The organism is Streptomyces sp. WAC05292 (genome assembly GCF_003949955.1).
Lineage (GTDB): Bacteria > Actinomycetota > Actinomycetes > Streptomycetales > Streptomycetaceae > Streptomyces > Streptomyces globosus.
The window spans coordinates 1-14,437 of the sequence record NZ_RPSE01000027.1 but is presented as its reverse complement, the minus strand read 5'-3'; the positions used below and the strand labels follow the sequence as shown (position 1 = coordinate 14,437).

General features: G+C 74.8%; 14 protein-coding genes. 8 read left to right on the top strand and 6 right to left on the bottom strand.

Annotated elements, in window-relative coordinates; genetic code table 11:
* Nucleotides 1-134: 134 nt before the first annotated feature.
* The 5 genes from EF903_RS05715 (at nucleotide 135) to EF903_RS05700 (ending at nucleotide 5,174) form a co-directional block, all read left to right on the top strand.
* A complete protein-coding gene (locus EF903_RS05715) occupies nucleotides 135-401 on the top strand; it encodes a hypothetical protein (protein WP_125541532.1) in 267 nt (88 codons plus the stop codon).
* 765 nt (nucleotides 402-1,166) lie between these two features.
* A complete protein-coding gene (locus tag EF903_RS05710; protein WP_399420191.1) occupies nucleotides 1,167-2,702 on the top strand; it encodes a SulP family inorganic anion transporter in 1,536 nt (511 codons plus the stop codon).
* A 273-nt stretch (nucleotides 2,703-2,975) separates the two neighbouring features.
* Complete coding sequence (locus EF903_RS33845) at nucleotides 2,976-3,128, top strand: hypothetical protein (protein ID WP_185902535.1); 153 nt, start codon at nucleotides 2,976-2,978, stop codon at nucleotides 3,126-3,128.
* Between the two features lie 175 nt (nucleotides 3,129-3,303).
* On the top strand, nucleotides 3,304-4,641 hold the full coding sequence (locus EF903_RS05705) for a hypothetical protein (RefSeq protein ID WP_185902534.1): 1,338 nt from the start codon (nucleotides 3,304-3,306) through the stop codon (nucleotides 4,639-4,641).
* Complete coding sequence (locus EF903_RS05700) at nucleotides 4,638-5,174, top strand: hypothetical protein (protein WP_125541529.1); 537 nt, start codon at nucleotides 4,638-4,640, stop codon at nucleotides 5,172-5,174. Before EF903_RS05705 ends, EF903_RS05700 begins: the two co-directional genes overlap by 4 nt.
* A gap of 7 nt (nucleotides 5,175-5,181) precedes the next feature.
* Here the strand turns inward: EF903_RS05700 and EF903_RS05695 are convergent, their stop codons facing one another.
* Together EF903_RS05695 and EF903_RS05690 are read right to left on the bottom strand one after the other, a co-directional pair.
* On the bottom strand, nucleotides 5,182-6,402 hold the full coding sequence (locus tag EF903_RS05695; protein ID WP_125541526.1) for a serine hydrolase: 1,221 nt from the start codon (nucleotides 6,400-6,402) through the stop codon (nucleotides 5,182-5,184).
* A 142-nt stretch (nucleotides 6,403-6,544) separates the two neighbouring features.
* Nucleotides 6,545-7,513 (bottom strand): aldo/keto reductase family oxidoreductase, encoded by a 969-nt coding sequence (locus tag EF903_RS05690; protein WP_260614856.1) that lies wholly within the window; start codon nucleotides 7,511-7,513, stop codon nucleotides 6,545-6,547.
* A 79-nt stretch (nucleotides 7,514-7,592) separates the two neighbouring features.
* On the opposite strand from EF903_RS05690, the gene EF903_RS05685 reads away from it, so the two are divergent.
* Nucleotides 7,593-8,624 (top strand): glutathione S-transferase family protein, encoded by a 1,032-nt coding sequence (locus tag EF903_RS05685; protein WP_125541523.1) that lies wholly within the window; start codon nucleotides 7,593-7,595, stop codon nucleotides 8,622-8,624.
* 79 nt (nucleotides 8,625-8,703) lie between these two features.
* Here EF903_RS05685 and EF903_RS05680 read toward each other — a convergent pair whose 3' ends face one another.
* Nucleotides 8,704-10,230 carry a serine hydrolase gene (locus tag EF903_RS05680; protein ID WP_399420187.1) on the bottom strand — a complete coding sequence of 509 codons (1,527 nt, stop codon included), beginning with the start codon at nucleotides 10,228-10,230 and terminating at the stop codon, nucleotides 8,704-8,706.
* Between the two features lie 174 nt (nucleotides 10,231-10,404).
* Between EF903_RS05680 and EF903_RS05675 the strand changes: the two genes are divergently transcribed.
* Together EF903_RS05675 and EF903_RS05670 are read left to right on the top strand one after the other, a co-directional pair.
* Nucleotides 10,405-10,647, top strand: coding sequence for a DUF6480 family protein (locus EF903_RS05675; protein ID WP_125541517.1), 243 nt, complete (start codon nucleotides 10,405-10,407; stop codon nucleotides 10,645-10,647).
* A gap of 86 nt (nucleotides 10,648-10,733) precedes the next feature.
* Nucleotides 10,734-11,516, top strand: a complete 783-nt coding sequence (locus tag EF903_RS05670; RefSeq protein WP_185902533.1) for a VOC family protein — start codon at nucleotides 10,734-10,736, stop codon at nucleotides 11,514-11,516.
* Between the two features lie 15 nt (nucleotides 11,517-11,531).
* Here EF903_RS05670 and EF903_RS05665 read toward each other — a convergent pair whose 3' ends face one another.
* The 3 genes from EF903_RS05665 to EF903_RS05655 form a co-directional block, all read right to left on the bottom strand.
* Nucleotides 11,532-12,026 (bottom strand): flavin reductase family protein, encoded by a 495-nt coding sequence (locus EF903_RS05665; RefSeq protein ID WP_125541514.1) that lies wholly within the window; start codon nucleotides 12,024-12,026, stop codon nucleotides 11,532-11,534.
* A gap of 23 nt (nucleotides 12,027-12,049) precedes the next feature.
* Nucleotides 12,050-12,907 carry a hypothetical protein gene (locus tag EF903_RS05660; RefSeq protein ID WP_125541512.1) on the bottom strand — a complete coding sequence of 286 codons (858 nt, stop codon included), beginning with the start codon at nucleotides 12,905-12,907 and terminating at the stop codon, nucleotides 12,050-12,052.
* A gap of 60 nt (nucleotides 12,908-12,967) precedes the next feature.
* Nucleotides 12,968-14,437 (bottom strand): FAD-binding oxidoreductase (locus EF903_RS05655; RefSeq protein ID WP_148142504.1); only part of this gene is annotated, 1,470 nt, incomplete at its 5' end.

Below are 14,437 nucleotides of genomic sequence, written 5' to 3'. Positions count from 1 at the left end.
CCTGGCGGGCACAGCCGTCGAGCCAACGGACCGGACCCTTCCGACAGGCGGTCAGCCCACCCCGAATTCCCGGCGGTTGTCGCAGTCGGATGGCACCATCTGGCGCGTGGTTCGAACGGCTACAGGGGGTAGGCATGGCGAACACGTACGACTGGCCGCGCGGAGCGGAGAGCGCCGACAGCGAGGCGCTGGAGCGCTGGCTGGACGCCCGGGGGTGGGAGGTCGACCCGACGGTGTTCATGGCGGGCGTCCTCGGCCCGGCGGTCCAGGTGCGCCCGGCCGGGGAGGCCGCGTTCGAGGACGAGGCGGGCCTGCTGATCCTGCCCGGTGAGACGGTGGAGTTCGACGGCCGGCGCATGCGCATCGTCCCGCTCCTCGCCGCCGCGGCCGCCCCCGCATAGCCGCACCGGCGGGAGGCGCCGCCCGCTCAGCGGCGGCTTCCCGCCCCCGGCATTCGCCCGGCGCATTGCCTCACGGGGGGCGTTCCGCGCGGGGGCGGAAGAACGGACGGAGGATTCCGGGGCACGGGCCGGGGCATGCGCCGTCCGGGCGCGGATGTCACCCGCCCGGCCTACCATGAAACGGCCGGACCGCTCCCCGGCCGCGTGTAGCGACGCCCCGGGCGGCTCCGGCGTTTCCGCAGGCCGCGGCACCCGTCTCGGGGGGCGCACGGGCTGCCCGGCCGCCTTCGCCACCGGACGGGAGGGCGCGATGTCCGCGTACCGCACCGCAGCCGCCGACGGCCGGATCGCCGGAGTCCCGGGCGGGACTCCCCTCAGCGTGCCCGGGGCCCGGTATTCCGGCTATTGAACGAGTGGGGGCGTGCATCGATTTCGTGCGCCCGCGTAAAGCGCCGGCCTTCGATCCCTGTATGGCGAAATCGTTGTGGCGAGAATTGCATCTGCCATGAATTGGTAATGCCTTGGTAAATTGGACGCTGCTCCTGCGGTGTGCAATGCGCCGCGGGTTTCCCGCCGGACCCCGGCTGTTCCGGGCCGGTCCCCGCGTGCCGCACCACCCGCCCCAGCAGCGCATCCGGACCCGACCCGACCACACCGCGCCCACACGGCACACCCCCCTGCGGGCGCAGGAGGCAGGCCCTCGTGAATCCCTCATCGAAACGGCGCGCCCATGCCGCCCCGATCGACGAACGGGAAACCCCGCCCATGACCGACACCACTTCCGTGCTCGCCGCATTCCGGCGCCCCGCCCTGTTCCGCAAGGAGACGATGGCCTCCCTCGTCGTCTTCCTGGTCGCCCTGCCGCTGTGCGTCGGCGTGGCCGTCGCCTCCGGAGTCCCCGCCGAACTCGGCCTCATCACCGGCATCGTCGGCGGCATCGTCGTCGGCCTCATGCCCGGCAGCAGACTCCAGGTCAGCGGGCCCGCCGCCGGCCTGACCGTCCTCGTCTTCGAAGCCGTACGGGAATTCGGGCTCGGCATGCTCGGCGTCATCGTGCTCGCCACCGGACTGCTCCAGGTGGTCCTCGGCTGGGCGCGGTGCGGCCGCTGGTTCCGGGCGATCTCCGTCTCGGTGGTCCAGGGCATGCTCGCAGGCATCGGACTGGTCCTCGTCGTCGGCCAGTTGTACACCGTCGCCGGGGCGGAGCAGCCGCACTCCGGACTCCGCAAGATCCTCGGGATCCCGGGCCTCCTGGCCGAAACGGTGACGAGCACAGCCGCGCTGACGGCGGCCGGCGTCGGCGTGTTCACCGGCGCCGTCCTCGTCGCCTGGACGAAGGCGCCCGCCCGGGTGCGCGCCGTGCCGGCGCCGCTCGCCGCTGTCGCCCTCGCCACCGCGGGAACGGCGGCCCTGGGGCTGGACGTCCCGAAGGTCGAGGTGCAGGGGCTCCTCGCGGCGATCCAGCCGCCCAGCCTGAGCGACCTCGGCGGACTGGGCACCCTGGCCGTCCTCGGCACCGTCCTCGCCTTCACCCTCATCGCATCCGCCGAATCCCTCTTCAGCGCCGCCGCCGTGGACCGCATGCACGACGGCCCTCCCACCCACTACGACAAGGAGCTCGTCGCCCAGGGAGTCGGCAACACCGTCTGCGGCGCCCTCGGTGCCCTCCCGATGACCGCCGTCATCGTGCGCAGCTCGGCCAACGTGCAGGCAGGCGCGACGACGCCGCTCTCCCGCGTCCTGCACGGCGTGTGGCTGCTGCTGTTCACGGTCCTGTGGCCGACCGCCATCGGCGTCATCCCGCTCGCCGCGCTCGCGGCCGTGCTCATCCACGCCGGCTGCAAGCTGATCCCCGTCAAGGCGCTGGCGCCGCTGTGGCGCGAGCATCGGGGCGAGGCCGTCATCCTGTGCGCGACGGCCGCGGCCATCGTCACGACGAGCATGTTCGAGGGCGTGGTCCTCGGGCTCCTGCTGGCCGTCGTGAAGTGCGCGTGGGAGACCTCCAAGGTGCAGGTGACCGTGCGCGAACTCGTCGGCGGGCGCACCGTGGTGGCGCTCACCGGCAACGCGACCTTCCTGCGCCTGCCGCACATCCTGGAAACGCTGGAGGCGCTGCCGCACGGCCGGCCCGTCGAACTCGACCTCACCGGGGTGCGCCACCTCGACCATGCCTGCCGGGCGGCCCTGGAGGGATGGGCCGAGCGGCGCCACGAGGTCGGCACGGCGCCGGTGCGGGTCAGGGAGCCGGCCGCGCAGGAGGCCGGCGGGGCCGGACCGGGGCCGTCGGCGGCGGGAGGCTGACGCACCCGCGGCTCCGGCGGGGGCCGGAGCCGCACAGGGCCGGCTGCCGCCCGCCGCCGGCAGCGCCAGGCTCCGAGCCGCCCGGGAACCCTCCAGGGCGGCTCGAAGCCGCGCCGACTCCCGCCGGAGCACGCAGGATTCAGGCCGTCCTTCTGGCCGACCGGCGACGATTCCTTGGTTTCCCCTTGTCCGCTTCTTGGGCTCCCCTTTACTGTCTGGGGGCGGCGCAAAGCAGCACTCTCGCCGCAATTCCCCATCTAACGGAGGTATCCCATGGAGCAGCTCATCCGCAAGATGACGCAGGACGACGTCTGGAACCGCTGGGTCGCCGCGAACTCCGCCCAGGGCGCGAAGGACGGGTGCATCAGCGCCTCCCCGAAGGCGGGCTGCATCAGCGCCGCCGGAAAGACCGGCTGCATCTCCTGACGGCCGTACCGCCCGGCACCGCCCGAGGCGGGGTCCCGAAGGCCGGCACCGCACCGGCAGGGCCGCCCCCTGCCCGCTCGGCCGGCCCGACGGCCCCGCCCGGCGGCCGAGACCGCACGCGCCGCCACGGCCCACCCGCCGCCACTCCCGCGCCCCCGCACACCCGAAGGTGGTCATGGACGCCACACCCGCCCCGAGCGGCACCCCGGACGCGGACGGGTTCCCGTCCCCCGAAGTCCTCGCCTGCATCCGGGACATACCCCTCTACCAGCCCTCCCTCGCCCGGGGCCGCTTCCCGATCCTGGAGAAGCCCGACATCGCCCGGGGCTTCCCCGACAACTGGATGACCCCGCGTCTGGCCGCCGCCCTGGAATCCGGCGAAGCCGAGTACGTCCTGTCGACGGGCACCAACCACGCCCGGATGCAGCTCATCCGGCCCCCGTACTTCCTGCTCCGCTCCTACTACCGGCTGTGGAGCGAGCACCCGGACCTCGCCCACACCTGGGAGAGCGGCTGCCGGCGCGTCTCGCTGACGACCGTCCTCGCCACCGAGCACGTCGCCCGCGTCAACGCCCGCAAGAACGGCACCGAACCCGCGGCGGAGCCCTCCCTCGACGACCGCCGGCTCGACGACCGCACCCTCTACCTGAACCTGCACCTGGACCCGGCGCAGTGGAGCCGCGACGACGTCGCGCGGATGCTCGCCGAGATCCGCCGCGTCCGCGCCGAACACCCCAAGGGCGACTACCACCTGGACTGCTCCGGCTACCACCTGGCGCACCTGGTGCACCGGGCGGAGGCCTTCGGCCTGTGGAACCCCGAGGACTTCCCCCGCCCGGCGAGCATCGTGACCGCCTACGAGTACACCCCGGCCAACGTCCGCCGCTACCTCACCGACCGGTTCGACGTCCCCGTCATCGACCTGTTCGGCAGCACCGAGCTGGGCTACCTCTTCCACGGCGACCGCCACGGCCGCTACCACCCCTACCTGGACCGGATGAGCGTCGAACTCGTGCCCGTCGCCCCCGGCAGCGGCATCCACAGCCTCATCGTCACCAGCATCCGCAACCCGTACATGCCGCTGGTCCGCTACCGCTCCGGCGACTGCGTCCGCACGGCCGACGGCAGCCCCGACCCGGCCGAGATCACCGCCTTCTGCGGGCGGGAGAAGGAACTGCTCACCACGCCGCACGGCCCCGTGGCCCACGCCGACGTCGACGACGTCGTCACCGCCGCCGCCCCGCAGGTCTTCCTCGCCCGCCTCGACGTGGCCGCCGGCGGTCCCGCCGCGCCCGCCCGCCTGCACTACACCACCTTCGACGGCCGCCCGCTGGACGCCGACCGGGCCTCCGCCCTCGCCTCCGGCCTGTCCGCCCTGACCGGCCGCCCGTGCACCGCCGTCCACCGGGCGCACCTCCCCATCGGCAAGTCCGGCAAGTACCCCTGGCTCGCCGCTCACGACGACCCGGCCGCCGCGCCCGCAGCGCAGCCGCCGCAAGGAGGCACGGCATGAGCCCCCGTACGAGCCCCGAGGCGCTGCGCGCCCTCCTCGGCCCCGCCCTGCACGAGGAGGCCGTCCGGTACGCGGAATCCCGCACCGGCGCGGGGCGTGCGTACGCCGAGCGGCAGGTCCTGGAGTGCCTGCGCTACCTCCACCTCGTCTCCTCCCACCCCGACCGGCTCGGCGGCCTGTTCCTGCCGGTCGAGCAGGACATCGACGAGATATGGCACTACCTGATCCTCCAGACCCGCGAGTACCGCGCCCTCTGCGAGGAGCGGCTGCCGGGCCGGTTCTTCATCCACCACCGCAGCATCGGCTACCAGGACTACCAGGCCGAGCCGGGGCGGGAGCGGGCCGCGGAGGAGGCGCTGCGCTGGATCCCGCTGTACTGCGCCGAGTTCGGCCCGCTGGACGAGGGCGTGCTGCCGCACTGGACCATCGTCCGGTTCCTGCACGAGAACCTCGGACTGTCCCTGGCCGAGATCTCGGCGCTGGACCCCGCCCCGGAGCCGCAGCGGCAGCCGCAGCCCGCCTCCGCGGGCTGACCGCGGGTCAGCGCGGGAACGGGGTCAGCGGGCGGTCCGGGACGAGGGCGGCGGAGATGCGCTGGGCGACCGTCTCCGCCGTGTTCCCCTGCGGGGCCCGCGGTCCGGTGGTCGTGGACACCGCGATCGCGAGCCGCTCGTCCGGCAGGTACGCCTGCACGGCGGCGTAGCCGAAGAACGACGGATTCGTCATCACCCAGCCGTCGAGGACGATGACCCCGACCCCGAAGTGCGCGTCGCGGGTCTGCCGCAGGCACACCGAGGCCGGGCAGTTCACGGTGGCGTGCCCCAAGCCGACGGTGCCGGGCTCCAGTTGGAGCCGGTACGAGGCGGGGGACAGCAGCTCGCCCGCGCCGACGGCCCGCGCCGACCGGGCCAGGTCGCAGACGTCCATGGTCAGGACCGCCCCCGGAGCCGTCGTCCAGGACGGGTTCCAGTACGTGGAGTCGACGTACAGGCCCTCCGAGTCCTCGGTGAAGGCGTGCAGCACGGGCTGCGGAATGGCCGGCGTATAGCCGTTCCGGGTCTGCCGCAGCCCCGCCGGCCCCATGACGCGCTCCTGCAGCAGCCTGTCCAGCCGCGTCCCGGTGATCTTCTCCAACGCCGCTCCGAGCAGGACGAAGTTGGCGTGCGAGTAGCTCCAGTCGGTGCCCGGGGGATACCACAGCGGGTGCCGGGTGGAGATCCCGACGAGCTCGTCGGGCGTCCAGCGCCGGTTCGGGTCCGCGCTCAACTCCTTGACGAACACCGGGTCGGTCACGTAGTCGTGCAGCCCGGAGGTGGAGGTGCCGAGCATCTTCAGCGTGATGCGGTCGCCGTCGGGCAGGTCGGGCAGCCAGCGCGATACGGGGTCGTCGAGGCGGACCCGCCCCTCCTCGGCGAGCTGCAGCAGGACGATGCCGAGGTAGACGATGCCGACCGAGCCGGCGCGGAAGTGCATCGCGGGCGTGGCGGGTTCGCCGCTGCGGGACTCGCCCACCGCCCCCGTCACGACCTCCCGCCCGTCCACGGCCACGCTGAACTGGACCGCCCGCAAGTCGAGTTCGGCCTTCGCGCGCTGAACGATGCCCGCGATCTCGCGAGCCGTCGCCCCGCCGGAGGAGGCGGGAGTGGCCGTGCATCCGTCCGCAACGGAGGGGACCGCTCCGGCGGGGACAGCGGCCGGAACCTGCAGGACCGCGGCGGCCAGAGCGGCGACGCAGAGCGACGCAACCGGTCGGTACCTCATAAAGGCACTATGCGCCCGCCCCCGCCGCACCGCGCGCCAAGCGCCACGGCCGCGCCGGGCGGATCCGCCCGTGGGAGAATGCCGGTCCTGACGACGCGAAGAGCACCGGCCGGGTGGCAGCAGGGGTCCGGACCGGGAAGGGTTACGGCAGGGGCGTGCCGCGGGCCGTGGTCCAGAGGGTGTACCACTCCTCGTGGGTGAGGTCGGGTGTGGGTCGCCGCGCCGCGTCGCGGCAGGCGCGGATGCGGGCCGGGTCGGACGTGCCGACGATCGGGGCGATGCCGGCCGGGTGGCGCATCAGCCACCACAGCAGCACCGTCTCGGGCGTCGTGCCCTTCTCCTCGGCCAGCCGGGACAGGAGAGCCGCCGTGGCCCGCTCGGCGGGCGTTTCCTGGCGGCCCGTGAACCGGCCCTGTGCCAGGGCCCCCCAGGCCTGGAGGCCGATGCCGTGTTCGCGGCAGAACTCCAGGGTGCCGAAAGGGAAGCCGTTCGCGGCGGCCTGCGGCGTGTTGAGCAGGACGCCCGCCTCGACCCAGTCGCGGCTGTGCAGACTCATCTCCAGCTGGTTGGCGACCAGCGGAACACCCAGCCGGGCCTGGAGTGCGGCGATCTGTGCGGCGCCCATGTTGGACACGCCGAACTGCCGGACGAGGCCCTGGCGGCGCAGCGACTCCAGCGCCTCGGCCGTGTCGTCGGGGTCCGCCAGCGGGTCGGGGCGGTGCAGCAGCAGGACGTCGATCACGTCGGTGCGCAGCCGGGCCAGGCTTTCCTCCACCCGCCGCAGGATGCTCTTGCCGCGCAGGTCGTACATCCCGGGCAGGCCGCCTTCGGGGAGGCGGATGCCGCACTTCGTCTGGACGGTGATGCGGCCGCGCAGGCCGGGGTCGCGCGCGAGTACCTCGCCGAAGACGGCCTCCGACTTGCCGTGCCGGTAGATGTCGGCGTGGTCGAAGGCCGTGATCCCGGCGTCCAGGGCGGCCCGTACGGCGGCCTCCGCCGCGTCGACGTCGGCGGGGCCGTACGGCTCGGCACTCCAGCTCCCGCCGAGGCCCATGCACCCGTACAGCACCCGCCCGGGGCCGCCGCCCGGACCGCTCGCGTTCGTCGTCATGGGCGCCACCCTAGGCCGCCCCGCCCGCCGCACCGCGGCCGGGGCGTTCGCCGGCCGGGTCGCGGGGTAGGCGTGCGGCATGGGCTACGTTCATGCGGGCCGGGGCTACGACCGCGACACCCGGTACCTCGCCACGCGGATCACCGCCGACGGCCGCGACGGGTATCCGGTCGAGCCCGGCCGGTACCGCCTCGTCGTGAGCCGGGCCTGCCCGTGGGCGAGCCGGGCCGTGGTCGTGCGCCGGCTCCTCGGGCTGGAGGACGCCCTGCCGATGGCGGTCGCCGGGCCGGTCCACGACGAGCGCAGCTGGACCTTCGACCTCGACCCCGGCGGCCGGGACCCGGTTCTCGGCATCGAGCGGCTCCGCGAGGCCTACCTCGCGCGGGACCCGGCGTACGACCGCGGCATCACCGTGCCCGCGATCGTCGACGTGCCCACCGGCGAGGTCGTCACGAACGACTTCGCGCAGATCACCCTCGACCTGTCCCTGGAGTGGACCGCCCACCACCGCCCCGGCGCGCCGGACCTGTACCCGGCCCCGCTGCGGGAGGAGATCGACGCGGTCAACGAGCTGGTGTACCGGGACGTCAACAACGGCGTGTACCGCGCCGGGTTCGCCGGCTCCCAGGAGGCGTACGAGGAGGCGTACGACCGCCTCTTCGACCGGCTCGACCGGCTCGGCGAGCGCCTGACCCGGTCCCGCTACCTGGTCGGCGACACCGTCACCGAGGCCGACGTGCGGCTGTTCACCACCCTCGTGCGGTTCGACTCCGTCTACCACGGCCACTTCAAGTGCAACCGGCACAAGCTCGCCGAGCTGCCCGTCCTGTGGGCGTACGCCCGGGACCTGTTCCAGACCCCCGGATTCGGCGACACCGTCGACTTCGACCACATCAAGCGGCACTACCACCTCGTGCACACGGACATCAACCCGACCGGAATAGTCCCGGCCGGCCCGGACCTCTCCGCATGGCTCGCCCCGCACGGCCGCGCGCTGCTGGGCGGACGCCCCTTCGGCGGCGGCACCGCGCCCGGCCCCGTCTCCCCGCGGGAGGCGGTCCCCGCGGCCCACACGCCCCTGGGCGCGGGCCCCGGCGGCACGCCCGCCTGACGGGGTGACGGCGGTGACGCCGGTGAGGCGGCTCCCGGTCCGCCCTGGGGCCGCCGTCGCGCCCCGGCGGCGCAGGTGCCTACTGCCGGCCGGCCCCGCCGGCCTCCGGCCCGGAGCCCCGGTCGGCCTTCTCGAAGGTGCCCAGTCCGTTGGCGTCCAGGTATTCCACCCGCATGCGGCCGTCGGTGAAGGTCACGCCGGTGCGGCCGATCGCGTTCTCTCCGGCAGTCTCGAAGCTGAAGGTGTCCCCGCTGTAGTGGGTGAGCGGGTAGTTCTGCGGCTTCGGTCCCAGGTGGAGGACCAGCCCGCCGCCGGACGTGCGGGTGACGGTGGCGCGGCCGTAGTAGGGGTTGGTGTAGGTGCCGGTGTACGCGTTGTCCGGGCGGGCCGGCTGCGGGTCGGCGGGCGGTTTGGCGTAGTCCGTCTCCGACCTGCCCTCGCCGAGCTGCTCTGCGTAGGACTTCGCGACCACGGGCAGCCAGTCGCGGGTGGGCTTGCCGTGCTCGGCGGTGTCGAAGAAGTTCAGGGCGATGGTGTCGGGGAGGCCGGTGGGGGAGCCGTTGGTGAGCACCGCGATGGCGAGCTTCTCGGCAGGGACCAGGGTGACGTTGGTGTTGGTGCCGAGCGCGAAGGCGCCGGAGTGGCTCAGGCGCAGCCGGCCGTGGTCGTCGTAGCGCACGTTCCAGCCCAGGCCGTAGTAGCCGGGCTGGGCGCCGGGCTCCGGGGGCGGCTGGCTGATGCTGTGCGGGACGTGGGTCTCGGCCAGGCCCTCGGCGTTGACGACCTGCCGCCCGTCGATCTTTCCGCCGTTCAGCTGGAGGCGGAGCCAGCGGGCCATGTCGCGGGCGTTGGAGCTGACGCCGCCGGCGGCCGTCTGGGCGTCGGCGTCGCGCACGTGGCGCGGCTTCCAGGTGCCGTCCTCGGTCTTGACGTGGGTCAGCGCGCGGTCGGCCGCGTTCTCGTAGTCGCTGAAGCGGGAACTGGTGCGGGTCATCCCGGCGGGTGCGTACAGCAGGTCCTCGGACAGCCGGTCCCAGGGCACGCCCTTGGCCTTGGCGGCGGCCTCGGCGGCCGCGGTGAAGCCGAAGTTGGTGTACGCGTAGCTGGTGCGGAACGGGCTGAGGGGCTCGTAGCGCAGGTGGGACAGGATGTAGGACTGGTCGTAGCCGAGGTCCTCCAGGAGGTCGCCCGCGTGGTCCGGCAGGCCCGAGCGGTGCGAGAGCAGGTCGGCCGCGGTGACGTGCGCGCTGACCCAGGGGTCCTTGAGGGTGATCCCCTTGAGGGGGGCGTCGAAGCCGTCGGCGCCGAGGGCCTGGGCCAGGACGGTCGAGGCCACCGGCTTGGAGACCGAGGCGAGCTGGAAGACGGTGTCGGGACCGACTTTCCCGCCCGGCGCCTCGGTGCTGCGGACTCCGAACCCCTTGAGGTAGACGACCTTGTCGTCGTGGACCACGGCCACCGAGACGCCGGGCACCCCGGTGCGCCGCATTCCCTCCTGCACCTGTGCGTCGAGTGTGTCCAGGGCCTTCGTGACGTCGAAGCCGCCAGGGCCCGGCGAGGGTGCGGCGGCGACGGACCCGGCCGCCAGGGCGAGCCCGGCGGCCACTGCGATTCCCCCGCGTCTGACCTTGTGCGGCATAGCTCCATTGAACGGCGGGCCCGCGCCGGGCGCCTGCGGAGACGCGCGGGCCCAGGCCCCGCCTGCTTCCGCCGCACCGCGCGCACGCGAATTCCCGGCACCGGCGTGCATGGGCCGCGCCGGCGTGGAAAGGGGCCGGGCATGAACGAATACGGACGGCAAGGCAATCCCGACCCCGACCCGGCGGTCACCCCGGGGCCGGCCGCGGGCGGTGGTGTGCAGCCGGGGGAGACCCCCCCGGGCGAGTCGAGCACCGCCGGCGGCGCGGGGCCGTACCGGCCGCTCAAGCGCGGCTGGGCCGGCGGGCCGCTCACGATCATCGTGATCGTGGCCGTGCTCTGCGCCCTCTTCTTCCTCGCCTACGCGATCATGGTCGCGCTCTGAGTCCGGCGGACCGCTCCCCGGGGGCGCACTCCCCGCCGTGATGGAACAGTGGGAGGGGTGCCGGAGGGATCGGAGGGTTGCGGAGGATGTCCACCAGCGGGGAGATGTTCGGGGCGCCGTGCTGGGTGAGCCTGGCCACCCACGACCTCGCCTCCGCCGAGGCCTTCTACGGAGCGGTGCTCGGCTGGACCTTCCGCACGACCCGCCTCGGCGAGGAGTTCCGCGTGGCGCTCCAGGACGGCGTGCCGGTGGCCGGCATCGGCGCCGTCGTGCCGCGCCTGGGGATCCCGATGGCCTGGACGCCGTACTTCGCCGTCGAGGACGCCGACGTCACCGCCGCACGGATCCGCGAGCGCGGCGCCACCACGGCCGTCGGCCCGCTGGCCTTCGCCACGGGCCGGGCCGCGCTCGCCGCCGACCGGGAGGGCGCGGCGTTCGGCTACTGGGAGGGCGAGGTGGTCTCCCAGTGGACGTCCGCGGAGGACGGGGCGGCCTGGGCGGAGCTGCGCTCGCGCGACCCGTTCGCGGCCGCCGTCTTCTACGGCGAGGTCCTGGACTGGGCGACCGGCCGGCCGGGCTCCCTGGACGTCGCGTACGAGCACGACCACGTCGTCGTACGTCGCGGCACCCTGACCGTGGCCCGGATCAGCGGGGGCGCCGTCGGCGGCGACCCGGACCCGCGGCTGCGCCCCCGCTGGTGCGTGCACTTCGCCGTGCCCGACCTGGACGAGGCGGCGGACCGGGCGGTCCGGGCGGGCGGCCGGCAGGCCTCGCCCGTCGAGCAGACGCCGACCGACCGGCGGATGGTGATGCGGGACAAGGCCGGCGCGCTGTTCACGCTCGCCGAGGCCCGCGAAGCCGTCGCCTGACGGCTCCGCGGGGCGTCACGCGGGGTGGCCCGCCCGCACATGCCAGACGTCGTGAAGCGTCAGCAGGTCCGCCGGCGGGGCGGGACCGGGCGGGGACTGCTCCACGGGGTCCAGCAGGAACCCGACGTGGTCCCCGCCGTCGACGCGGGCGGTGATGCGGCCGACGAACCAGGCCCGAGCGCCGTCCAGCAGCGGGGTCCCGTCCGCGGCGGGCCGCCACGCGACCCGGGCGAACTTGTCGACGCGGTCGCCGGTCTCGCCGCCGAACAGCTCGGCGAGCGGCAGCCCGCCGCGGTCCACGAGGTGCACGGCGAGGCTCTCGGCGGCCCCCGCCACCCGAAAGGTGTGGTTGAGGCGGGAGAGCCACACGACGAAGCGCGGCGGCCGGATCGAGCACTGCCCGGCGAACCCCACCAGGCATCCGGCCCGCTGTCCGCCCGCCTGCGCGGTGACGATGCAGACCGTGTCGTCGAGCAGATCGGTGAACCGGTCCAGGCCGGTGTCCGGCATGCGCACCACCTCCCACGTGCTCGCTACCCGCTGCCGCCGCATTGATCCCCGCCGGCCGAGGGGTCCGGGCGGCCCGGGGGAGCGGTGCGGCGGCGAGGCCGGCCGCGGTTGCGGCTGCGCCGGACGCGCAGCCGGCTCAGCCGCAGGCGCCGCTCCGCCTCCGGGTCCCGGGCCGCGAGCTCGGCGAGCGCGGGATGCGGGCGGAGGGCGGCCATCCGGGCCTCGACCGGGTCGGGCCGTCCGCCGGCCGGGCCCGGCACCTTCCGGTACCGGTCGAGCAGGGCGAGCTGCGCGACGACCGCGAGGCCCGCGGCGACGGCCGCGAGCCACTCGACCGGGCCGCGCGGGACGCGGTCCACGACGGCCGCCGCCGTGAACGCCATCCAGCCGATCAGCAGCAGCGCCGCCATCGCGGCGAGGCAGCCCGGCGGGCGGGTCGGCGCGGGCCGCAGCGCCTCCGCCGCGGCCCGCGCCGGCGCGTGGAACCGCTGCCGCGCGGACCAGAGTTCGCTGTCGCGCTGCTCCAGGTTGCCCAGCGCCGCCGGAGCCGTGCGCCGGCGCAGCGCGGCCAGCAGCGCGTCGGGCAGCGGATGCCCCGCAGCGCGGCCCGTATCCGCTCCCGCGGCGGTGGCCCGCAGGTTGCCGCGGTGGTTGACGGTGGCGAGCCCGTCCAGGACGAGGCGGGCCGCCGCGGCCTGCAGGTCGTCGCCGTACCACCCCTGCCCGGAGGCGGCGTGGTACGGGTCGACGTCCATCAGCGCGCACCGCCGGGCCGCCGCGCGGTACCGCCGGCCGTACCGCCACCCGCGCAGGGCGAGCAGCCCGTACAGCACTGCCGTCAGAGGCGGTTGTACGCAGGCGAGGGCCGCGGTCGTCGTCATGGCCCTCAGGCTAGGAGCGGGCCTGCCGGGGCGCGTCCCCCTTTTACCGGGGGGGGCGTTTCAGTCGACCAGGACGCCCGGGTTGAGGATGCCCCGCGGGTCGAGCGCGGACTTCACGGCGCGCAGCGCCAGGGCGAAGGGTTCGGGGCGCTGGAGGTCGTAGCCGGGGCGGTGGTCGCGGCCGACGGCGTGGTGGTGGGTGATGGTGGCCCGGTGGCGGTGCAGGACCTCGTTCGCGACGGCCTTCAGGTCGTCCCACAGGGCCGCCTCGTCGCCCGGCCGGCCGGCGGCGAGGACGGTGAAGTAGGGGGCGGCGCCGTCCGGATACACGTGCGTGAGGCGGCAGTTGACCGTCGCCGGGTACCCGGTGGCCTTGGCGGCGGCCGCACCGACCTCGCTGCGCACGGCTTCGATCAGCGCGGGGATCCCGTCCCAGGTGGCGGCCGTCTCGAAGGTCTCCGCGACGGCGCCCATGCGGGCCAGCCCGTCGCGCAGGTACGGCATCCGCAGGAACGCCGAGCGCCACGCGGCCACGGCGGCGTCGCCGCCCGAACCTGTCCCGCCGCCTGCTGCGGTGCCGGGGCGGCCCCCGTGGGCCTGCGCGAGCGCGACGGCCCGCTCCAGCAGGCCGCCGACGGGCTCGTCCGCGGACTCGAAGCCGAGGACGAGAACGGCCGACCCGTCCGCCCGGACACCGGACAGCGCCGCCTCCCCGGCGTCCAGCAGACGGCAGTTGGCGGGCCGGAGGCCGGACTGGGCGACGGCCCGCACGGCGTCGAGCGCGGCCCCGAAGCCGGAGAAGGACAGCGACGCCGAGGCCTTGTGCCGGGGGCGTGCGACGAGGCGGACCCACGCCTCCGTGATGACGCCGAGGGCACCCTCCGAGCCGATGAACAGGCGGTCGGGGGAGGGACCCGCCCCGGAGGCGGGCAGCCGCCAGGAGGCGCTCACCCCCGCCGGGGTGACGACGCGCAGCGACTGGACGGCGCCGTCGATGTGCGTGCGGCCGGTGGCGTAGTGGCCGCCGGCGCGGGTCGCGATCCAGCCGCCGAGTGTGGAGAACTCGAAGCTCTGCGGAAAGTGCCGCAACGTCAGCCCGTGCGGCCGAAGTTGCGCCTCCAGGGCCGGCCCGAGGGCGCCCGCCTGGATGCGGGCCGCCCGGCCGAGGGCGTCGACCTCCAGGACGCGGCCCATGCGGGTGAGGTCGAGGGAGAGCACCGCGTCGTGGGCGTCCCCGCGGTACTCGACGCCGCCGGTGACGGACGAGCCGCCGCCGTACGGGACGACGGCGATCCGCCGGCTGCCCGCCCAGTCGAGGAGATCGGCGACGTCCTGTTCGTCCGCCGGGTGGGCGACGAGATCCGGGATGCGGCCGGGGCGCCCGCGCAGCGCCCGTACGACGTCCCGGTACGCCTTGCCCATCGCGTGGGCGGCCCGGACCGCGGGGTCCGCGGTGACCAGGTGGGCGAGGCTCGCGGGCGGCTCGGCGGCGGGGCCGCCGAGCCGCCCGCGAGCCTCGCCCACCTGGTC

Bases quoted from the DNA above. Each gene is read 5' to 3' on its own strand.
- EF903_RS05715 (WP_125541532.1), top strand. From the start codon at position 135: ATGGCGAACACGTACGACTGGCCGCGCGGAGCGGAGAGCGCCGACAGC.
- EF903_RS05710 (WP_399420191.1), top strand. From the start codon at position 1,167: ATGACCGACACCACTTCCGTGCTCGCCGCATTCCGGCGCCCCGCCCTG.
- EF903_RS33845 (WP_185902535.1), top strand. From the start codon at position 2,976: ATGGAGCAGCTCATCCGCAAGATGACGCAGGACGACGTCTGGAACCGC.
- EF903_RS05705 (WP_185902534.1), top strand. From the start codon at position 3,304: ATGGACGCCACACCCGCCCCGAGCGGCACCCCGGACGCGGACGGGTTC.
- EF903_RS05700 (WP_125541529.1), top strand. From the start codon at position 4,638: ATGAGCCCCCGTACGAGCCCCGAGGCGCTGCGCGCCCTCCTCGGCCCC.
- EF903_RS05695 (WP_125541526.1), bottom strand. From the start codon at position 6,402: ATGAGGTACCGACCGGTTGCGTCGCTCTGCGTCGCCGCTCTGGCCGCC.
- EF903_RS05690 (WP_260614856.1), bottom strand. From the start codon at position 7,513: ATGACGACGAACGCGAGCGGTCCGGGCGGCGGCCCCGGGCGGGTGCTG.
- EF903_RS05685 (WP_125541523.1), top strand. From the start codon at position 7,593: ATGGGCTACGTTCATGCGGGCCGGGGCTACGACCGCGACACCCGGTAC.
- EF903_RS05675 (WP_125541517.1), top strand. From the start codon at position 10,405: ATGAACGAATACGGACGGCAAGGCAATCCCGACCCCGACCCGGCGGTC.
- EF903_RS05670 (WP_185902533.1), top strand. From the start codon at position 10,734: ATGTCCACCAGCGGGGAGATGTTCGGGGCGCCGTGCTGGGTGAGCCTG.
- EF903_RS05665 (WP_125541514.1), bottom strand. From the start codon at position 12,026: ATGCCGGACACCGGCCTGGACCGGTTCACCGATCTGCTCGACGACACG.
- EF903_RS05660 (WP_125541512.1), bottom strand. From the start codon at position 12,907: ATGACGACGACCGCGGCCCTCGCCTGCGTACAACCGCCTCTGACGGCA.